Annotated in this window: 21 protein-coding genes; 5 read left to right on the plus strand and 16 right to left on the minus strand. The window is 67.4% G+C overall.

Features of this window, described 5'->3' with window-relative positions; translation table 11 throughout:
* Window position 1: 1 nt before the first annotated feature.
* The 9 genes from V8324_RS01080 to V8324_RS01120 are packed head-to-tail and all read right to left on the minus strand — an operon-like array spanning window position 2 to window position 7,222.
* A complete protein-coding gene (locus V8324_RS01080) occupies window positions 2–595 on the minus strand; it encodes a YIP1 family protein (protein WP_336418058.1) in 594 nt (197 codons plus the stop codon).
* Entirely contained in the window at window positions 592–1,077 is a 486-nt protein-coding gene (locus tag V8324_RS01085) for a YIP1 family protein (RefSeq protein ID WP_336418059.1), read from the minus strand. Before V8324_RS01085 ends, V8324_RS01080 begins: the two co-directional genes overlap by 4 nt.
* Entirely contained in the window at window positions 1,077–2,366 is a 1,290-nt protein-coding gene (gene sufD / locus V8324_RS01090; RefSeq protein WP_336418060.1) for a Fe-S cluster assembly protein SufD, read from the minus strand. Before sufD ends, V8324_RS01085 begins: the two co-directional genes overlap by 1 nt.
* Window positions 2,366–3,121 carry a Fe-S cluster assembly ATPase SufC gene (sufC, locus tag V8324_RS01095; RefSeq protein ID WP_336418061.1) on the minus strand — a complete coding sequence of 252 codons (756 nt, stop codon included), beginning with the start codon at window positions 3,119–3,121 and terminating at the stop codon, window positions 2,366–2,368. The genes sufD and sufC overlap by 1 nt, the downstream gene beginning before the upstream one ends.
* A gap of 33 nt (window positions 3,122–3,154) precedes the next feature.
* Window positions 3,155–3,760 carry a hypothetical protein gene (locus V8324_RS01100; protein ID WP_336418062.1) on the minus strand — a complete coding sequence of 202 codons (606 nt, stop codon included), beginning with the start codon at window positions 3,758–3,760 and terminating at the stop codon, window positions 3,155–3,157.
* Window positions 3,761–3,796: 36 nt separating this feature from the next.
* Entirely contained in the window at window positions 3,797–4,108 is a 312-nt protein-coding gene (locus V8324_RS01105; RefSeq protein ID WP_336418063.1) for a hypothetical protein, read from the minus strand.
* Window positions 4,108–5,643, minus strand: coding sequence for a Fe-S cluster assembly protein SufB (sufB, locus tag V8324_RS01110; RefSeq protein WP_336418064.1), 1,536 nt, complete (start codon window positions 5,641–5,643; stop codon window positions 4,108–4,110). Before sufB ends, V8324_RS01105 begins: the two co-directional genes overlap by 1 nt.
* A gap of 18 nt (window positions 5,644–5,661) precedes the next feature.
* Entirely contained in the window at window positions 5,662–6,705 is a 1,044-nt protein-coding gene (locus tag V8324_RS01115) for a cysteine desulfurase family protein (protein WP_336418065.1), read from the minus strand.
* 55 nt (window positions 6,706–6,760) lie between these two features.
* Entirely contained in the window at window positions 6,761–7,222 is a 462-nt protein-coding gene (locus tag V8324_RS01120; protein WP_336418066.1) for an Rrf2 family transcriptional regulator, read from the minus strand.
* A gap of 159 nt (window positions 7,223–7,381) precedes the next feature.
* On the opposite strand from V8324_RS01120, the gene V8324_RS01125 reads away from it, so the two are divergent.
* Window positions 7,382–8,035: an alpha/beta hydrolase gene (locus V8324_RS01125; RefSeq protein ID WP_336418067.1), complete on the plus strand. Its 654-nt coding sequence runs from the start codon at window positions 7,382–7,384 to the stop codon at window positions 8,033–8,035.
* A 99-nt stretch (window positions 8,036–8,134) separates the two neighbouring features.
* Entirely contained in the window at window positions 8,135–10,162 is a 2,028-nt protein-coding gene (locus V8324_RS01130; RefSeq protein ID WP_336418068.1) for an NADPH-dependent 2,4-dienoyl-CoA reductase, read from the plus strand.
* A 4-nt stretch (window positions 10,163–10,166) separates the two neighbouring features.
* Here V8324_RS01130 and V8324_RS01135 read toward each other — a convergent pair whose 3' ends face one another.
* On the minus strand, window positions 10,167–10,610 hold the full coding sequence (locus V8324_RS01135) for a DUF4399 domain-containing protein (protein WP_336418069.1): 444 nt from the start codon (window positions 10,608–10,610) through the stop codon (window positions 10,167–10,169).
* Between the two features lie 229 nt (window positions 10,611–10,839).
* Between V8324_RS01135 and V8324_RS01140 the strand changes: the two genes are divergently transcribed.
* Window positions 10,840–11,745 carry a LysR family transcriptional regulator gene (locus V8324_RS01140; protein ID WP_336418070.1) on the plus strand — a complete coding sequence of 302 codons (906 nt, stop codon included), beginning with the start codon at window positions 10,840–10,842 and terminating at the stop codon, window positions 11,743–11,745.
* A 54-nt stretch (window positions 11,746–11,799) separates the two neighbouring features.
* Here V8324_RS01140 and V8324_RS01145 read toward each other — a convergent pair whose 3' ends face one another.
* From V8324_RS01145 to V8324_RS01165, 5 genes are all read right to left on the minus strand, one after another.
* Window positions 11,800–13,257 (minus strand): hypothetical protein, encoded by a 1,458-nt coding sequence (locus V8324_RS01145; protein ID WP_336418071.1) that lies wholly within the window; start codon window positions 13,255–13,257, stop codon window positions 11,800–11,802.
* Window positions 13,254–13,517, minus strand: a complete 264-nt coding sequence (locus tag V8324_RS01150) for a spike base protein, RCAP_Rcc01079 family (protein WP_336418072.1) — start codon at window positions 13,515–13,517, stop codon at window positions 13,254–13,256. Before V8324_RS01150 ends, V8324_RS01145 begins: the two co-directional genes overlap by 4 nt.
* 126 nt (window positions 13,518–13,643) lie before the next feature.
* A complete protein-coding gene (locus V8324_RS01155) occupies window positions 13,644–14,345 on the minus strand; it encodes a hypothetical protein (RefSeq protein WP_336418073.1) in 702 nt (233 codons plus the stop codon).
* An 8-nt stretch (window positions 14,346–14,353) separates the two neighbouring features.
* Entirely contained in the window at window positions 14,354–14,914 is a 561-nt protein-coding gene (locus V8324_RS01160; protein ID WP_336418074.1) for a peptidylprolyl isomerase, read from the minus strand.
* The gene (locus V8324_RS01165; RefSeq protein WP_336418075.1) at window positions 14,907–15,413 is read right to left on the minus strand and encodes a peptidylprolyl isomerase; all 507 of its coding nucleotides are present in this window, start codon (window positions 15,411–15,413) and stop codon (window positions 14,907–14,909) included. Before V8324_RS01165 ends, V8324_RS01160 begins: the two co-directional genes overlap by 8 nt.
* Before the next feature lie 131 nt (window positions 15,414–15,544).
* Between V8324_RS01165 and V8324_RS01170 the strand changes: the two genes are divergently transcribed.
* Together V8324_RS01170 and V8324_RS01175 are read left to right on the plus strand one after the other, a co-directional pair.
* Window positions 15,545–16,729: a phosphoglycerate kinase gene (locus tag V8324_RS01170; RefSeq protein ID WP_336418076.1), complete on the plus strand. Its 1,185-nt coding sequence runs from the start codon at window positions 15,545–15,547 to the stop codon at window positions 16,727–16,729.
* Window positions 16,730–16,819: 90 nt separating this feature from the next.
* Window positions 16,820–17,713, plus strand: a complete 894-nt coding sequence (locus tag V8324_RS01175) for a fructose bisphosphate aldolase (RefSeq protein WP_336418077.1) — start codon at window positions 16,820–16,822, stop codon at window positions 17,711–17,713.
* Between the two features lie 6 nt (window positions 17,714–17,719).
* Here the strand turns inward: V8324_RS01175 and tgt are convergent, their stop codons facing one another.
* Complete coding sequence (gene tgt, locus V8324_RS01180; RefSeq protein WP_336418078.1) at window positions 17,720–18,844, minus strand: tRNA guanosine(34) transglycosylase Tgt; 1,125 nt, start codon at window positions 18,842–18,844, stop codon at window positions 17,720–17,722.
* Window positions 18,845–18,900: the final 56 nt, after the last annotated feature.

The raw sequence follows: 18,900 nt of genomic DNA on the forward strand, positions 1-18,900 counted from the left end.
TTCAGCCCCCTCTCATTGCGACCATTCCGACAAGACTGAGCAGCGTGCTGAGCCCGATCGCCATGGCCACGAAGGACAGCACGACCACCCCCGCCGCCTTGAACCGGCTCTCGAACCGGTGCGCGGCGTCGATGAAGCTGACCAGGATCCAGACCCCCCAGACCGCCGCGACGATCACCGCGATCGCCGCCAGCGCCGGCACCCCGAGCGCCAGCACCAGCACCGCGGCCTGTACCAGCAGGCGCAACACCTGCAGCCATGTCAGCAGGACGAGGATGTCGGCGAACGCCGCTTCACCCCCCAGCCCCTGCCCCACGTAATAAAGCGCGATCACCGTCAGCGCCAAGGCGCCGAACAGCAATATCGCAAACAGGATCGGCGCCTGGAAGGCCGCCGGCATCAGCGCCCCAGACGCGTCGCCCGACGGGCCGAGCTGGGCCGACATCGTGTAGACGATGGCGTTGAGGATCGCCAGCAGCGCCAGCCCCGTCCACAGGATGTCGGTCTGCAGGCGCATGCCGATCAGCACACGCGCCGCGTCGTGCGGCTGAAAGAGGGTCTGCCGCAGCAGCCCGATTACGTCGTCACGCGTCATTCTCGGCTCCATTCCGCCTCGTAAAGCCCCGATAGCCAGAACCAGCCGAAAACACCACACCAGATGAGGCCCACCAGTTGCAGGCCCGGACCCGGCCCGACGAACCCCGCCACCAGCCCGTGCAGCAGGATCAGCGGGCTGGCCGCGAGAAACGCCCAGAACAGCGCCAGCCGCGCGCCGTAGGCGCTGCCGCGCCCGCCGGTCAGCCGGGCGATCCCGTGGCTGAGAAGCGCCAGCGCATAGAGCAGCAGGGGTGCGATGAAAAGCCACGCCAGCAGCGCCGCGCCCAGAAGCGGGTTGAGCGCGTCGCCCGACAGATGCGCCTCGCGCGCGAGGCGCGGCCATTGCGCGACGAAGACCAGGATGCACGCGCCGATCAGGATCACCAGCGCGCGATCCTCGCGCACGCCCATCGACAACAGGCGCCGCACCACCCGGCGCGGCCCGCGATAGGTGGCGACGATATCGCGCGTGACCGGCATCAGCCGCGCTCGTGCTCCAGCCAGAGCGCGAGCCGCCCGGTGATCTCGTCGCGCAGGCCCTCGTCCTCGATCTCCTCGACCGCCTGGGCGAGGAACGACAGCGTCAGCAGGTTCTCCGCCAGCGGCCTCGGGATGCCGCGCGCGCGCATGTAGTAAAGCGCGTCCTCGTCGATCGCCCCCGAGGTGGAGCCGTGCGAACAGGCGACGTCGTCGGCGTAGATCTCGAGTTCCGGCTTGGCGAGGAACTGGCTGTCCTCGTCGAGCAGCAGCGACTGGCTGATCTGGTAGCCGTCGGTCTTCTGCGCGTCCGCCTTGACCAGGATCTTGCCCTGGAAGACGCCGGTCGCGCCGTTGTGCAGCACCTTCTTGAAGACCTGCCGACTTTCGCAGCGTTCGGCATCATGGGTGATGAACACCGTGTCGTCGTGATGCACGTCGCCATCGCCGAGGGCCGCCCCCGCGACATGCGCGGTGGCGTCGTCGCCGGTGAACTCGATCACGCATTCGTTGCGCGTCATCACGCCGTTGGCGGTCAGGGTGAAGGACTTGAACACGCTTTCGGACCCGAGCCGCGCGAAGACATGCGTCGCCGCGCGGCGCTCGTGGTCGCGGCCCTGCGCGCGGACGTGGTGGAAGGTGGCGCCGTCGGCGACGTCGACCTCCATCACCGTGTTGTAGCGCGCGCCGCCGGGGCCGTTTTCCAGCACGGTCAGGGACGCACCCGCATCGAGTTTCACGACATGGTGGAGCATCGCGTCCGACGTCTCGGAGCCCTGCAAGTTGACGATGTGGACGGGTTTGGCGGCCTTGCCGGTGACATGGATCAGCACGCCCTCCTCGGCCAGCGCGGTGTTGAGCGTGGCCAGCGGGCGCGGCACCGGCGTCTGCGCGCGTTCCTCGAGCGTGCCGTAGAGGTCGCGCGCCCAGTGGATGTCGGCGCGCCCGGCCTCGGACAGACGCTCGATCGTCACCGCGTCGAGCGCCGCGGCATCGCTTTGGCCCGCGTCGAACACGCCGTCCACGAAGACCAGCGTCAGCCGGTCCATGTCGCCGAAAAGCGTGGGCTCGGCCCCGGAATCGTGGATCGCGGCGCGGGTGGGCTCCGGCGTGGTCAGGCTCTCGGGACGGGTGAATTTCCAGTACTCGTCACGCCGGCCCGGCAGGCCCGCCGCGCGCACCCGCGCCAGCGCGGCCTCGCGCAGCGATGTGATCCACGCGGCGCCCGTCGGCAGCGTCACGCCGTCGAGCCGCGCCTCGGTCACGGTCGGTTTTGCTTGCGGGGCCGCCATCACGCCACCTCCGATTTCAGGTTCTCGTAGCCGTCACGCTCGACCTCCTGCGCCAGTTCCGGGCCGCCGGTCTTGATGATGCGGCCGTCGGACATGATGTGCACGACGTCCGGCACGATGTGGTCGAGCAGGCGCTGATAATGGGTGATCACCAGAAAGCCGCGGCCCTCTTCGCGCAGCGCGTTCACGCCTTTCGCCACCAGTTTCATCGCGTCCACGTCGAGGCCCGAATCGGTCTCGTCGAGGATGCACATCTTTGGCGCCAGCATCGCCATCTGCAGGATCTCGTTGCGCTTCTTCTCGCCGCCCGAAAAGCCGACATTGACCGGGCGTTTCAGCATATCGGCGTCGATGTTGAGGGTCTTGGCCTTCTCGCGCACGGCCTTGAGGAAGTCCGCGGCGCTCATCTCTTCCTGCCCGCGGGCCTTGCGCTGCGCGTTCACCGCGGTGCGCATGAAGGTCATGTTGCCGACGCCGGGGATTTCCACGGGATATTGAAACGCCAGGAACAACCCCGCCGCGGCGCGCTCCTCGGGCTCGAGCTCCAGCAGATCGACATCGCCGAGCGTCGCCGAGCCTTGCGTCACCTTGTAGCCCTCGCGCCCCGACAGCACGTAGCTGAGCGTCGACTTGCCCGAGCCGTTGGGCCCCATGATCGCGTGCACCTTGCCAGCCTCGACATTGAGGTCCACGCCCTTGAGGATCGCCAGCTCCTCGTCTTCAAGTTCGACGTGCAGGTTCTTGATATCCAACATGTTTCTTGTCCTTCCGTTAAACTTCGCACGGCCTCAGGGCCGCGTCATCATCTCTATGATCGTGAGCAGGGCCTCGGGCCGCAGGGTCACGGGCGTCACCCCGAATTCGGCCATCCGCCCGATCGTCTTGCGCGGCGGGCCGAGAAAGTCCTCGACCCGGTGATAGTGCCGGCGCGGCACGTAATCGTCGAACAGCAGCGTCACCGGCCGTGTCGTGCGCAGCGCGGTGGCCATCGCGCATCCTGTGCGGAACCGGCCATCGACCAGCACCACGTCGGGCTGCACGAAATCCGCGCGGCCCCAGACGGCCAACGGATAGCGCGCGTAGCGCTGCGCGCCGTGCTTGCCGCGCGGGAAGCCCCACTCTTTCACCGGCCCGATATCGGACCAGATCACCTCTGCCTGCGTGCCGGCGGCCGGCGGGTTCTGCGCGAACCAGTCGCGCATCATCGCCGCCCAGTCCGGATCGCTCTCGACCGAGAGGATCCGTTTGTCCGGCATCTCGGCGGCCAACACGGTCGACCCGCCGGCCCCGTATTCGAGGATCACGTCCGCCGCGCCGTACGCTTGGGCCAGATGCGCGGCCTCGGCGGCGGGCAGGGTCAGCTCCGGCCGCGTCAGGAGATCGCCTTCGGTCATGTCAGCCTGCGCGGGCCCGGGGCGGATGCGCCGGCATCACGCCGCACCGGCGCCGGAGCGGGCCGCGTCGACCATGCGCACGATGGCGACGGTCAGCGCGGTCCAGACGAGAAACAGCCCGAAAGCCACCACCATTTCAGCGGTCTCGGCATGGCGGGCCGCGATCAACTCTTCGGCGACGCATTCCGCCACGATCTCGTCATGGCCGATGGCCAGCGCGAACACCATGAAATGCCCGAGGATCAGCAGCCCCAGCCGCCGCCCCTCGCGCCAGAGGCGCGGGGGGAACCGCGTGAGCCACGCGATCGCCATGCGGGGCGAGCCGTTCGCGATCCCCTGCCCGCTCATCAGCCGACGCTGCCTTCCAGCGAGATCGCGACGAGCTGCTGTGCCTCCATCGCGAATTCCATCGGCAGCGCCTGCAGCACGTCCTTGCAGAAGCCATTGACCACCAGCGCCACGGCCTCTTCCTCGGACATGCCGCGCGAGCGGCAGTAGAACATCTGGTCGTCATCGACCTTGGACGTGGTCGCCTCGTGCTCGGCCTGCGAGGAATTGTTCTTGACCTCGATATAAGGAACGGTGTGCGCGCCGCAGGTCCCGCCGATCAGCAGGCTGTCGCATTGCGTGAAGTTGCGGCTGTTCTTGGCCTTCGGGTGCATCGACACCAGACCGCGATAGGTGTTCTGGGCGTGCCCCGCGCTGATCCCCTTCGAGACGATCCGCGAGCGGGTGTTCTTGCCCAGATGCGTCATCTTGGTGCCGGTATCGGCCTGCTGCCAGTTGTTGGCGATGGCGATCGAGTAGAACTCGCCCTGGCTGTCATCGCCGCGCAGGATGCAGCTGGGATATTTCCACGTCACCGCCGAGCCCGTCTCGACCTGCGTCCACATCACCTTCGAGCGGTCGCCGCGGCAATCCGCGCGCTTGGTCACGAAGTTGTAGATGCCGCCCTTGCCGTTCTCGTCGCCGGGATACCAGTTCTGCACGGTCGAATACTTGATCTCGGCATCGTCGAGCGCGATCAGCTCGACACAGGCCGCGTGCAGCTGGTGCGTGTCGCGCTGCGGCGCGGTGCAGCCTTCGAGGTAGCTGACGTAAGAGCCCTTGTCGGCGATGATCAGCGTCCGCTCGAACTGGCCCGTATTCTCGGCATTGATCCGGAAATAGGTGCTCAGCTCCATCGGGCAGCGCACGCCGGGCGGGATGTAGACGAACGACCCGTCGGTGAAGACCGCCGCGTTCAGCGTGGCGAAGATGTTGTCGGCATTGGGGATGACCGAGCCGAGGTATTTCTTCACCAGTTCGGGATGCTCCTGCACCGCCTCGGAGATCGAGCAGAAGATCACGCCCGCCTTGGCAAGCTCGTACTTGAAGGTGGTGCCCACGCTGACGCTGTCGAAGACCGCGTCCACGGCGACCTTGCGCTTCTCGGGCTCGGCATCGGCGGGCGCCGCATCGGCGCCCTCGACACCGGCCAGTACCATCTGCTCTTTCAGCGGAATGCCGAGCTTCGCGTAGGTTTCCAGCAGCTTGGGGTCGACATCGTCCAGCGACTTGGGCTTTTCGGACATCGACTTGGGCTTGGCGTAATAATACTGCTCCTGGTAGTCGATGGGCGGGTAGTTGACCATCGCCCAGTCGGGTTCGGTCATCTGCGTCCAGCGCCGATAGGCGGCCAGCCGCCATTCGGTCAGCCACTCGGGCTCGTTGTTCTTGGCCGAGATCAGGCGGACGATATCCTCGTTCAGCCCCTTCGGCGCGTAGTCCATCTCGATGTCGGTTTCCCAGCCGTGCTTGTAGGTGCCGCCCATCTTGCGCACCGCATCGACCGTTTCGGTATCGACACCTTCCTTGACCTGACCTTCGTCCAGAGCCGTCATGATCGTTCTCCCTTCCTTTCAGGCCGTGCGGGCCCGATATTTGCACCTGCGCGCGAGCCAGCCTTCGGCAAAGCGCATGATCTCGTCCTCGGTCACCTGCGGCCCCAGCGACACGCGCAGTGCCGCACCCGCCTGTGCCGGGTCATATCCCATCGCGCGCAGGACCCGGCTTTGCCGGATCTTGCCGCTGGAACAGGCGCTGCCGGCCGAGACGGCGAAGCCTGCGAGGTCCATCGCCATCACTTGCGTCTCGCCCTTCCAGCCTTCCGCGATGAAGCAGGAGGTGTTGGGCAGGCGCCGTGTTCCTTGCCCGACAAAATTAATCTCTTTTGCCCCCCCTGCAATGATATTTTCTAGAATGTTTCTAAGTTTTTCCACCCGGTCCCAGACGCCACCCGCCAGATCGCGCGACGCGGCCTCGGCCGCAGCACCGAATCCGGCGATGCCGATGACGTTCTCGGTGCCCGCGCGGCGGCCCATTTCCTGCCCGCCGCCGCGGATCTGCGCGGCGAGATCGGTGCCGCGCCGCACCACCAGCGCGCCGATGCCCTTCGGCCCGCCCAGCTTGTGCGCCGACACGAGCGCCATCTGTGCGCCCGACCAGTTGAAGGCGACGGGCAGCTTGCCGAACGCTTGCGTCATGTCGCTGACCGCCAGCCCGTCGGGCAGGTCCTGCACCACGCCGGTTTCCGAGTTCGCCAGTTGCAGCGCCGACCGGGCGGGATCGTCGATGCGCACGCGGCCATCCGCATCGACGGGCAGGTCCTCGTGGATCCACGACCGCACCGCGTCATGCTCGACGCCCGAACCCAGCAGGTCGCGCCCCGCACAGGCAAGTGCCGCGCTTTCGGTGGCCCCCGAGGTGAAGATCACGTCCGCCCCTTCGGCCCCGAGGGCGGCGGCGACCTGCGCGCGGGCCCGCTCGATCACGCCCTTGGCGGCGCGTCCCTCGGCATGCACGCTCGACGGGTTGCCGACGAGGTCCATCGCCGCGATCATCGCGTCCCGCGCCTGGGGGCGCAGCGGCGTCGTCGCGTTGTGATCAAGATAAATCCGTGTCATGCCTGCCGTGTCTTCCGGTCTGGACTATCCCTGCGGTGTGGGGTGCGGCCCCCGCTCAATCCTCGTCCACCACCGAGAAGAGATGCGGCACTGCCGGGCACGGGGCCAGCGAATTGCCCACCACGTCGCTCAGCCGGGTCTGGTGCAGGAACACGTAGACCTGCGCGCTGAGGCCTTCCCACAGCCGGTTGGTCATCGATTGCGCGCGCGAGCCGCTCGCCCCGCCCGAGGCGCCGGCGCCCTTGTGCAACGCGTCCACCGTCTCGTCGACCGCCGACAGCACGTCGGCGGCGCGGATCTCGGTGGCGGGGCGCGCCAGGCGGTAGCCGCCCCCCGGCCCGCGCACCGATGTCACCAGCCCGGCGCGGCGCAGCTTGACGAAAAGCTGCTCGAGATAGGGCAGCGAGATGTCCTGCCGCCGCGACACCTCGCCTAAGGTGACGACCTCGCCCTCGGGCTGCAGCGCGATATCCACCAGCGCCACCATTGCGTACCGGCCCTTGGTGCTGAGTTTCATCGCCTTCTCCCCGCGCGCACAGATTGACCTTGCCGGCACCAGCGCTTATCTCGCGTGGATCCGAACCGACACCGATCACGATTTAGAAGAGTTCTAAGGTGTTCGGGCAGCCCCGTCAACAACGATGCGCCTGCCCGGGACCATGCACAAAGGGAACACATGCCCGAGGTAATCTTTCCCGGCCCCGAGGGCCGTCTCGAAGGCCGCTACCATCCGCAGAAGGAAAAGGACGCGCCGATCGCCGTCGTGCTGCACCCGCATCCGCAATTCGGCGGCACGATGAACAACAAGGTCGTCTACAACCTGCATTACGCCTTCTACAACATGGGCTTTACGGTTCTGCGCTTCAATTTCCGCGGCGTCGGGCGCAGCCAGGGGGAATACGACCAGGGCGTCGGCGAGCTGAGCGATGCGGCCGCGGCGCTGGACTACCTGCAATCGATGAACAACAATTCAAAGCATTGCTGGGTCGCGGGGTTTTCCTTCGGCGCGTGGATCGGCATGCAGCTTCTGATGCGCCGGCCCGAGATCACCGGCTTCATCTCGGTCTCGCCGCCCGCGAACCTGTACGATTTCAGCTTTCTCGCGCCCTGCCCGGCCTCGGGGCTGGTGATCAACGGCACGCATGACCGCGTCGCCCCGCCCGCCGACACCGCCTCGCTGGTCGGCAAGCTGCACGAACAGCACGGCATCACCATCACACATGAAGAGGTGTCGGGCGCCGATCACTTCTTCCAGCCGCCCTACATGGACGGGCTGATCGAGACGGTGTCGTCCTATGTCAAGCGCCGCCTGACCGAGACCACGCGCTGAGCGGGCGGGCGTCCTGACGCCGCGTTCCGGGGTGACATCCGCCCCCGGACGCGGCATCAGTGCCTTTGACAGAGCCCGTCGAGGAAAGGTCCGCCCGCCATGTCCGCCTATCCGCATATGCTTTCCCCTATCGACCTGGGGCATGTCACGCTGAAGAACCGGGTGATCATGGGCTCCATGCATACCGGGCTGGAGGAAACCCGCGACTGGGACCGGGTGGCGGAATTCTACGCCGCGCGGGCCCGCGCCGATGTCGGGCTGATGATCACCGGCGGCATGGCTCCCAACCCCGAGGGCGGCGTGTTTCCCGGCGCGGCGGGGCTTTATACCCCCGAGGATATCGACAATCACCGGCATGTCACCGACCGTGTCCACGACGCGGGCGGACGCATCGCGATGCAGATCCTGCATGCCGGGCGCTACGCCTACGGCAAGGAATGCGTCGCGCCCTCGCCAATCAAGTCGCCGATCTCGCCCTTCACGCCCAAGGAACTCGACGAGGCCGGGATCGAGAAACAGATCGCCGATATCGTCACCGCCGCCACCCGCGCGCGCGAGGCGGGCTATGACGGGGTCGAGATCATGGGGTCCGAGGGATACCTGCTCAACCAGTTCCTGGTGACCCATACCAACAAGCGCAGCGACCGCTGGGGCGGGTCTTACGAGAACCGGATGCGCCTGCCCGTCGAGGTCGTGCGCCGGGTGCGCGACGCGGTGGGCCCCGATTTCATCCTGGTCTACCGCATCTCGATGATCGACCTGATCCCCGAGGGCAGCACCCATGACGAGGTGGTGCAACTGGCAAAGGCGGTCGAGGCCGCGGGTGCCACGATCCTCAATACCGGTATCGGCTGGCACGAGGCGCGGGTGCCCACCATCGTCACCAGCGTGCCGCGCGCGGGTTTCGCCTGGGTGACGGAAAAGCTGATGGGCAAGGTGGGCATCCCCGTGATCACCTCGAACCGGATCAACACGCCCGAGATGGCCGAGGATCTGCTGGCGCGCGGGGTGGCCGACATGGTGTCGATGGCGCGACCGTTCCTAGCCGATGCGGACTTCGTCAAGAAGGCCGCCGAGGGGCGCAGCGACACCATCGCGCCCTGCATCGCCTGCAACCAGGCCTGTCTCGATCACACCTTCTCGGGCAAGCTCAGCTCCTGCCTCGTCAACCCGCAGGCCTGCCACGAGACCGAGCTGGTGATCGCACCGGCCGCGCGGCCGCGCCGCATCGCGGTGGTGGGCGCCGGGCCGGCGGGGCTGTCGGCGGCGATCACCGCGGCCGGGCGCGGCCACCGCGTGACGCTTTACGACCGCGCCGACAGGATCGGCGGGCAGCTCAACATGGCGCGGGTGATCCCCGGCAAGGAGGAATTTCACGGGCTGGTCGACTGGTACGAGGTGATGCTGCGCGAGACCGGCGTCGCCGTCCGGCTGGGCCGCGAGGTGCGCGCAGGGGATCTGTCGGACCATGACGAGGTGATCGTCGCCACCGGCGTGATCCCGCGCGATCCCGGCATCCCGGGGCAGGACGGGCCCAATGTCCTCAGCTATATCGACGTGCTGCGCGGACATGCCCCGGTCGGGCGGCGGGTCGCTGTGGTGGGCGCCGGCGGGATCGGTTTCGACGTGTCGGAATTCCTCGTGCACGCGGGCGAAAGCCCGACCGAGGATATCGATCTGTGGCGCCGGGAATGGGGCGTCGGCGATCCCGCGCGCACTCGCGGCGGGCTGGCGACGGACGGCCCGCAGCCCAGCCCCCCCGCGCGGGCCGTCACGATGCTGCAGCGCAAGGCCGAGCGTCCGGGCAAGCGGCTGGGCAAGACTACCGGCTGGGTGCATCGCGCGGCGCTGCGGATGAAGGGCGTCGAGATGGTCAGCGGCGTCAATTACGAGCGCATTGATGCGGAGGGGCTGCACGTGACCTTCGGCGAGGCGCGCGACAACCCGACGCTGATCGCCGCCGACACGGTTGTCCTCTGCGCCGGGCAACTCAGCGAACGCAGCCTCGCCGACGCGCTGGAGGCGCGCGGCGTCTCGGTACACGTGATCGGCGGCGCGGATGTCGCCGCCGAGCTGGACGCGAAACGCGCCATCGATCAGGGTACGCGGCTGGCCGCGACGCTCTGAGCGGTCACTTCACCGCGATGCTGATCCGGTCCGACGTGACCGGCGGATCGTGCGGCACGTGATTGTGATCCGCAAGAACCAGTTGCAGCGTGTGCGGGCCCGGCTCCAGCTCGAGCGTGGTCTGCGTCTGACCACCGCCGAAATGGCGGTGGTGTTCGTCCGCCGGCAGGCTGGTGTTCAGTTCCTCTTCGCCGTTCGGCCCCTCGCCAAGCGGCGGCCGGTCGACAAGCAGGTGGTGATGGCCGGTCGCATTGACATCCGTGCCGGCGGGGGCGACGCCCATGCCCTTCAGCCCGAAGATCACGGTGACCGGGCTTTCGACGGTGTCGCCTTCCGACAGGTTGACGAAATGCACCTCGGCCCCCTCGGGCGCGGGCGTGTCGCCGGCCAGCACCGGCGCGGCGAGCGCCAGCAGGCCGGCGGCAAGGATTGCAGTGACTCGTTTCATGATGTGGTCCTCCCGGATTTGTTCAGCGTTTTTGCACCTATAGTTTGTACCATTCAACAAACGACAATCAAAAGTTTAACTCGGCAATCAGGGGTTTAACTACGCTCCTCTTATGGTTGCTAAATTACTGACAATCCACAAAAAATCGTGACATTGTCCCATCCTGACCCTAGTTTCGACACAATCACAAAGCAATCATAGATGCTGTTGAGTATACGGGGAAAGAGTTATGGATCGCCTGACGGAAATGGAAGCATTCGCGACGGTGGTGGACCAGGGTGGATTCACCGATGCGGCCCGCAAGATGGGGATCTCGAAATCCGCTGTATCCAAACACATTTCGGCGCTCGAGGCCCGGCTGGGCACGCGGCTGCTCAACCGCACGACACGACGCGTCAACCCGACCGAGATCGGCCTCGCCTATTACGACCGGGCGCTGAGGGTGCTCAACGACGCGGGCGAGGCGGATGCGCTGGTGAGTTCGCTGCGGTCGGATCCCGCGGGGCTGCTGCGCGTCTCGGTCGCCACGGATTTCGGCGTGCATCATCTCAGTTCGGTCATCGGGCCGTTCCTCGACGAGTTTCCCGACATCACGCTGAGCATCGTCCTGAACAACCGCTTCGTCGAGCTGGCCTCGGAAGGCTTCGACATGGCGATCCGCATCGGCGATGTCGATGATGCCACGCTCAACGCGCGCAAGCTGGCCGAGACCACCAAGCGGATGGTCGCCAGCCCCGCCTATTTCCAGAAATATGGTCGGCCCATGCGGATCGACGATCTCAACGAGCACCGCCTGCTGCATTATTCCAGCCAAGCCGGCAACGCCGTGTGGCGGCTGACCGCACCGTCGGGCGAAAAACGGCAGGTGCGCACCGCCGGCGGGCTCAGCGTGAATGACGGGCAATCGCTGCTCAACGCCGCGATCTCGGGACTGGGCATCGCCTACCTGCCATCGTTCCTTTACACGAATGCCATGGCCGAGGGGCTGGTCGAGGATGCGATCCCCGATCTGCCGATGGAGGTTCATGGGATCTACGCGGTCCATCCGCAGGGCCGGTTCACCCAGCCCAAGGTCCGCGCCTTCATGGATTTCCTGACCCAGCGCTTCGCCGGCAAGGGCCCCACGAACTGGTGACACCGAACGCGCGGCCCGACCGGGGCCGCGCGGCACAGTCCGGCAAGGCGCCCGTCAGCTCAGCGTGATCCCGTAATGGTCCGCGATGGCCTGCTCGATCGTGGCGCGAGTCGCGGATTGATCCGAGTTGTAGGCGATCAGCTCGGCAAAGCGGCCTCTGTATTTGCGGTCCGCGTTATTGGAATCCTTGAACAGCTGATACTCGGTCAGGAAGTTGCCGGTCCGCGGCGTGTAGCTTCCCGTCTCGGGCGTCGCGGCATTCACCCGCAGCGACCCCGACCCGTTCTGCGCCAGGGCGGTCAACAGGAACAGGGCGCCGTTTTCGGGAAAGGTGAACCCGATCGCGTTCGCGGTGGAACTGTTCTCGGGCATCTTGAAAATGACCGCACTGGCCCCGCCCCTCGAGACGCCCAGACCGTAACCGCGCCCGTTGGACTGGTAGACATCCTCTGTCCGCCCCGCGAGGATCGACCGATGGATGGATCCGCCGCTGGTCTGCGTCGCGTTTTCGGTGGCGGTGAAGATCGACGTGGTCTCTTCCAGCGACAGCCCCGACACGGTCAGCGCATTGCCGGCCGCGACATCCGTCGCAGGGCGCCCGTTCTTCGTGACCAGCGCACCGGAAATCACCACCCGCGGCTGTTCCGAGGCCGTGGCCTGCGTCGCGTGTCTTGCATTGCCGCTCTGATCGAAGAGGGTCACCACGAAGCCGTCATTGCCTGCCCCGACCCAAGCCGCGAGGGTGCCGCCGGCCACCTCTTCGGCGGTGAAATTCGCCTCGGCCCCGTCGCTGCCGCGGCGCACGCGCACCACGTCCGTCGTGGCGCCGGCCAGCTTGCGCAGCGACCACGCCCCGGCCGCCCCGGGATAGCTGTCGAGCAGCCCGGTCGCGGCGGCGACCACGCTGACGCTGACGCTCTGCTGCGCCTCGGGGGCGAAGCCATTGGAGGCGGTCTCGTCATAGGCCAGCACGGCGCCGGGCGCGGCGTCGTCGGGAAGGACGTAATCCAGACCCGACAGATCCGCCGTCACGTCCTCGCCGTCCAGCCTCAGCGTGCCGGTCAGCACTGGCGCGGGCGAGCCGGAATAGGAGCCCCGCGTCAAGGTCACGGTGCTGCCCGGCGCCGGGCTGCCGGCGATCGACGGGGCTCTCAGCGCGGCGGGGGCGAGGCCCTGCACGGTCCGCGTGCCCGCGCCGAAGATGCGGGCATTGCCCGCCACATCCGCCACCGTCACCGCGACCGAGACGACATCCGAAAAGACCACGCCGTCGGTCACCGCGCCGGCCGCACCGTTGATCGTGACATCGGCGTCAACCGTGGCGATCGCACCCGCCACCGACGCGTAATTGTCCGGATCGAGCGCGCCTTGTGACAGCGCGTCCTGCACGCTGTCGCCGTCGCGCAACGCGCCCAGCGCGGGCGGCACCGCGGCGGTGATCACCACCGGCGTGACCGGGCCGCGCGGGCCGAGAAACCGCGACGTCGTCGAGATATCCGCGACGATCTTCATGCCAGGACCAATGCGTGGATGCCGCTGGCGCTGGTCCCGGTCGCGTTCACGCGGCGCACGCCGATGGGCATCACCGAGAAATCGGCGACCGCGATGCTGCGCGTCGCCCCGGTCACGGTCTGGATGCTGACCGTGCCGCCGGTCTCGACGTAGAGGCCGATGGCGACATGCGGCAGATCGGCAGCGTCGTCGGGGATGACCGGCAGGGCATCGGAGGCCGGACCGGACAGCGCCTGGATACGGTTTTCGAAAGGATTCATGACAGCTCCTGTTTCTGAACGCCCCCGGCCGGGTCCGGCGAGGATCACGGGCCAGAGCATCGCGTCAGAAGGGTTGTCATGGCATGAACGCACCGTGCGGTGCCAAGGGATCCGCAATCGATGCTGTCAGCCGCGCTTGCCTTCCGCCAGCGCGCGATCCCACAGACGCTCGCGCATCAGGCGGCGGAAGGCGCGGGTCATCTCGCCGCCCGCATCGATGCCGTAGCACCGGCCATGCGTCAGGATCAGCCGCTCGGGGCCCCAGTCGAGAATCTGCTCGACCACGTCGCCCACAGCCTTGCGCCCGCCAAGCCGCGGCGAAAGCCCGATCGGCGGCTTGCCGTCGCTGTCGTCGAGCCCCGCGAGCCAGATCAGCGGCCGCGCCCAGGCCGGCAGCGGGCCGGTGTCGATCGCCATCATGAGCCGCGACAGAATGACCGAGCGGCTGGCCTGGTGCAAGAACACGGCCTCGGTCTGCACGCCTTCCAGGATCAGCGGCTTGATCTGGCGCGCCCATGACGCGCTGCGCATCTCGGCGCCGTGCCAGATCCGCGCGGCGGGGTACGCGGCGCGCCAGTCCTCCATCCATGCGAGATCGGGCGCGTGCGGCCGCACGATATGCGCGACCGTCCCATGCCCGTCCAGCCATGCGCGCAGGTCGGGCGTCAGCGGCCCCGGCGCATGCACCCATACCTGCCCCGAGGGCAGCACCGCCACCACCGTGCGCAGCGGCACCGGCACGCCCATGCGCCACGGCACGGTCGCGCCCGTCACCTCCCACAGCCCCTCGGCAAGCGGTGCGGGCACAAGATCCCCGGGATCGGCCACCGACACGATCAGTCGATCACCGCGACCTTTTCCATCACATCGGGCCGCCCCACGACCGCGCCGTTCTGGCCCTGCCCGCGCTTGATGGCGTCGACCACGTCCATGCCGTCCGTGACCTCGCCCACGACCGTGTACTGGCCGTTGAGGAAATCGCCGGGCGCGAACATGATGAAGAACTGCGAATTAGCTGAATCGGGATCCTGCGAGCGCGCCATCCCGACCGTGCCGCGCCGGAACGGCCTGTCGGAAAATTCCGCCTCGAGATCGGGGCGGTCGCTGCCGCCCATCCCGGCGCGACGCATGTCGCCCTCGTCGATCTTGCCGAACTGCACGTCGCCGGTCTGCGCCATGAAGCCGTCGATCACCCGGTGAAAGACCACGCCGTCATAGGCGCCTGTCTCGGCCAGCGTCGTGATCCGCTCCACGTGATCCGGCGCGATCTCCTCGAAGAGGTCGATGGTCACGGTGCCGTCGGCCTTGCCGGCCACCTCGATCTCGATCCCGGTGGCGTGGACGGGAACCGCGCCGAGGGCTGCAACCGTCGTCAGGGCAAGGACAAATTCACGCATCTGCTGCCACCTTCACGCTGATCATCCGGTCGGGGCTCGCCGGCGGCTCGCCGCGGGTGAGGGCATCGACATGCTCCATGCCTGCGATCACCCTTCCGTAGACGGTGTATTGCCCGTTGAGGAAATGGTTGTCCTTGAAGCTGATGAAGAACTGCGAATTGGCGCTGTTGGGGTTCTGGCTGCGGGCCGCGCCCAGCGTGCCGCGATCATGCGGGATCTTCGAGAACTCCGCCTTCAGATCGGGCAGGTCGCTGCTGCCGGTGCCGGCCATGCGCGGGTTGTAGCCGTCTTCCATGTTGGCGTGCTGCACGTCGCCGGTCTGCGCCATGAACCCCTCGATCACCCGGTGGAAGGCAACATTGTCGTACTGCCCGGCGCGGGCCAGCTCCTTCATCCGGGCGCAATGGTCGGGCGCGATGTCGGGCAGAAGCTCTATCGCGACGGTGCCGCCTTTCAGCTCCATCAGGATGGTGTTTTCGGGGTCCTTGATCTCGGCCATCTCCGGCTCCTTCGCGGTGGGATATATCCGTTAACTAAGCCGAACGCGCCCGCTTGCCAAGCGCAGCTTGACCGGCCGCGCCCCGCGCGCCACAACCCCCGCGACCGCAGATATCGAAAGGACCGCCCGGCATGAGTTGGAAAACCCTCGACGACATGGATCTCGCAGGCAAGCGCGTGCTGGTGCGCGTCGACATCAACGTGCCGGTCAGCGGCGGCCAGGTGACCGACGCCACCCGGATCGACCGCATCGTGCCGACCGTCGAGGATATCCTCGCCAAAGGCGGCAAGCCGATCCTGATCGCGCATTTCGACCGGCCGAAGGGCCGCGTGGTCCCCGAGATGTCGCTGCGCGTGACCGTGCCCGCGCTGGAACAGGCCCTCGGGCGCAAGGTGCAGTTCATCGAGACGCTGGAGGGCGCCGAACACCCCACCGAAGAGGCGCGCGCGGCCGAGGTGCTGCTGCTGGAGAACATCCGCTTCCACCCCGGCGAAGAGGCCGGCGACGAAGACTTCGCGCGGCGGCTGGCCAGCCTCGGCGACGTCTATTGCAACGACGCGTTTTCGGCGGCGCATCGCGCGCATGCCTCGACCACGGTGCTGGCGCATCTGCTGCCGGCCTGCGCGGGACGGTTGATGCAGGCCGAGTTGCAGGCGCTCGAGGCGGCCTTGGGCGACCCCGCGCGCCCGGTGATGGCCGTGGTGGGCGGCGCCAAGGTGTCGACCAAGCTCGACCTGCTGGGCAACCTCGTGACCCGCGTCGACAGCCTCGTGATCGGCGGCGGCATGGCCAACACGTTCATCGCCGCACTGGGTCTCGATGTCGGCAAGTCGCTCTGCGAGCACGAGATGACCCCCACCGCGCGCGAGATCATGATCAAGGCGGGTGCGGCGGGTTGCAAGATCCTGCTGCCCGCCGATGTGGTCGTCGCGCGCGAACTTGCCGAGGGTGCGGCGCACGAGACCGTGGGTGCGCATGCCTGTCCCGGCGATGCGATGATCCTCGATGCCGGCCCCCAAGCCATCGCGCGCATCAAGGCCCATATCGACGGCGCGAAGACGCTGCTCTGGAACGGCCCGCTGGGGGCGTTCGAGGTTGCGCCTTTTGATGCGGCCACCAACGCCGCCGCCCTTCATGCCGCGGCGCGCAGCCGCGCCGGACGGCTGGTATCGGTCGCCGGCGGCGGCGATACCGCCTCGGCGCTCAACAGGGCGGGGGCCGCCGAGGATTTCACCTATGTTTCCTCGGCCGGCGGCGCGTTCCTCGAATGGCTGGAAGGCAAGGATCTGCCGGGTGTCGCGGCACTGAAGGGATAGCGGCCCGCTGTTAGCGGTACCATGATTGCACGGCCTGCAACGCTCGCCTAAGAGATCGTGGAAACACATCACGCGGCGAAGGGGCACCCGATGACGACGGCTGAGCAGAGACGACACATCCGCGACGGTCAGGGCTTCATCGCAGCCCTCGACCAGTCCGGCGGCTCGACCCCCAAGGCGCTGCGCCTCTACGGGATCGACGGCGATCGGTATTCCAATGATGCCGAGATGTTCGACCTCGTCCACGCCATGCGCGCACGTATCGCGCGGGCCCCGGCCTTCAACGGCGACAAGGTGCTGGGCGCGATCCTCTTCGAGAAGACCATGGACCGCGAGATCGGCGGCCGCCCGTCGGCCGACTACCTGTGGGCCGAGCGCGGCGTGGTGCCCTTCCTGAAGGTCGATCGCGGGCTGGCCGAGGAACGCGACGGCGCCCGGTTGATGAAACCGATGCCCGATCTCGACGCGCTGCTGGAACGCGGCGCGAAGGCGGGCATGTTCGGCACCAAGATGCGCTCTGTCATCGACGCCGCCGACCGCACCGGCATCTCGGCCAATGTCGCCCAGCAATTCGAGATCGGCCGCCAGATCCTCGACCACGGCCTCGTGCCGATACTCGAGCCCGAGGTCACCATCTCGATCCCCGACAAGGCCGAGGCCGAGGAGATCCTGCGCGACACCATCGCCGCACATCTCGACGACCTTCCCGAGGGCTCGGAAGTGATGCTGAAACTGACCCTGCCCGAGACCGACGATCTTTACACGGCGCTGGTGGATCACCCGCGCGTGCTGCGCGTCGTGGCGCTGTCGGGGGGCTACAGCCGAGACGAGGCGACCGCCCGTCTGGCCCGCAACCGCGGCGTGATCGCCAGCTTCTCGCGCGCCCTGACCGAAGGGCTGACCGCGCAGCAATCCGAGGCCGAGTTCAACGCCACGCTCGCGAAGGCGATCGACGACATCTACACGGCCTCGACCGCGCGCTGAACCGGGTCACAGCGGCGCGATATCGCCCTCGGCGCGGCGGGCGAGAAACGCGGCCTCCCACGCGGCGAAGCGGCCGTCTGTGATGGCCGCGCGCATGCCCGCCATGATGTCCTGGAAATATTGCAGATTGTGCCAGGTCAGCAGCATCCCCGAGATCATCTCGTTCGAGCGGAAGACGTGGTGCAGGTAGGCACGCGAATAGCCCCGGCAGGCCGGACAGGTGCACGCCTCGTCCAGCGGGCGCGGATCGGCGGCGTGGCGGGCGTTCTTGATGTTGACCATGCCGCGCGCCGTCCAGGCCTGCCCGGTGCGCCCGGACCGCGTGGGCAGCACGCAATCCATCATGTCGATGCCGCGCTTCACCGCGCCGACAATATCGTCGGGCTTGCCCACCCCCATCAGGTAACGTGGGCGATCCTCGGGCAGGAAGCCGGCCGCGTAATCCAGAACGCCGAACATCGCCGCCTGCCCCTCGCCCACCGCGAGACCGCCCACCGCGTAGCCGTCGAACCCGATTTCGGTCAGCGCCTTCGCGCTTTCCTCGCGCAGTTCCGGCGTGACCCCGCCCTGCATGATCCCGAAGAGCGCATGCCCGGGGCGGTCGCCGAAAGCCTCGCGCGACCGCGCCGCCCAACGCATGCTCAGCCGCATGCTGTCGGCGACCGCCGCGTCGCTCGCCGGCAGCGCCGGACATTCGTCGAAACACATCACGATATCGCTACCCAGAAGCCTCTGGATCTCCATCGACCGCTCGGGCGTCAGGTGATGCGTGGACCCGTCGATATGGCTACGGAAGGTGACGCCCTGCTCGTCCAGCTTGCGCAGGCCGGCGAGGCTCATCACCTGGAAGCCGCCGGAATCGGTCAGGATGGGCCGGTGCCAGTTCATGAACCGGTGCAGACCGCCCAGTTGCGCCACCCGCTCGGCGCCGGGGCGCAGCATCAGGTGATAGGTGTTGCCCAGCACGATCTGCGCGCCGGTGGCGGCGACATTCTCGGGCAGCATCGCCTTGACGGTGCCGGCGGTGCCGACCGGCATGAAGGCCGGCGTTTCAACCGGCCCGCGGGGCGTGTCGATCACCCCCGCCCGCGCATCGCCATCCCGCGCCACCTGCCTGAATGCGAACCGCATGCCCGCGCCCCCGTTTTTCACCTTTTGCCGCCGTTTAAAGCCGTCTAAACGAAGTT

Origin of the sequence: Roseovarius sp. D22-M7 (genome assembly GCF_037083785.1) — a bacterium.
Classification (GTDB): Bacteria; Pseudomonadota; Alphaproteobacteria; order Rhodobacterales; family Rhodobacteraceae; genus Roseovarius.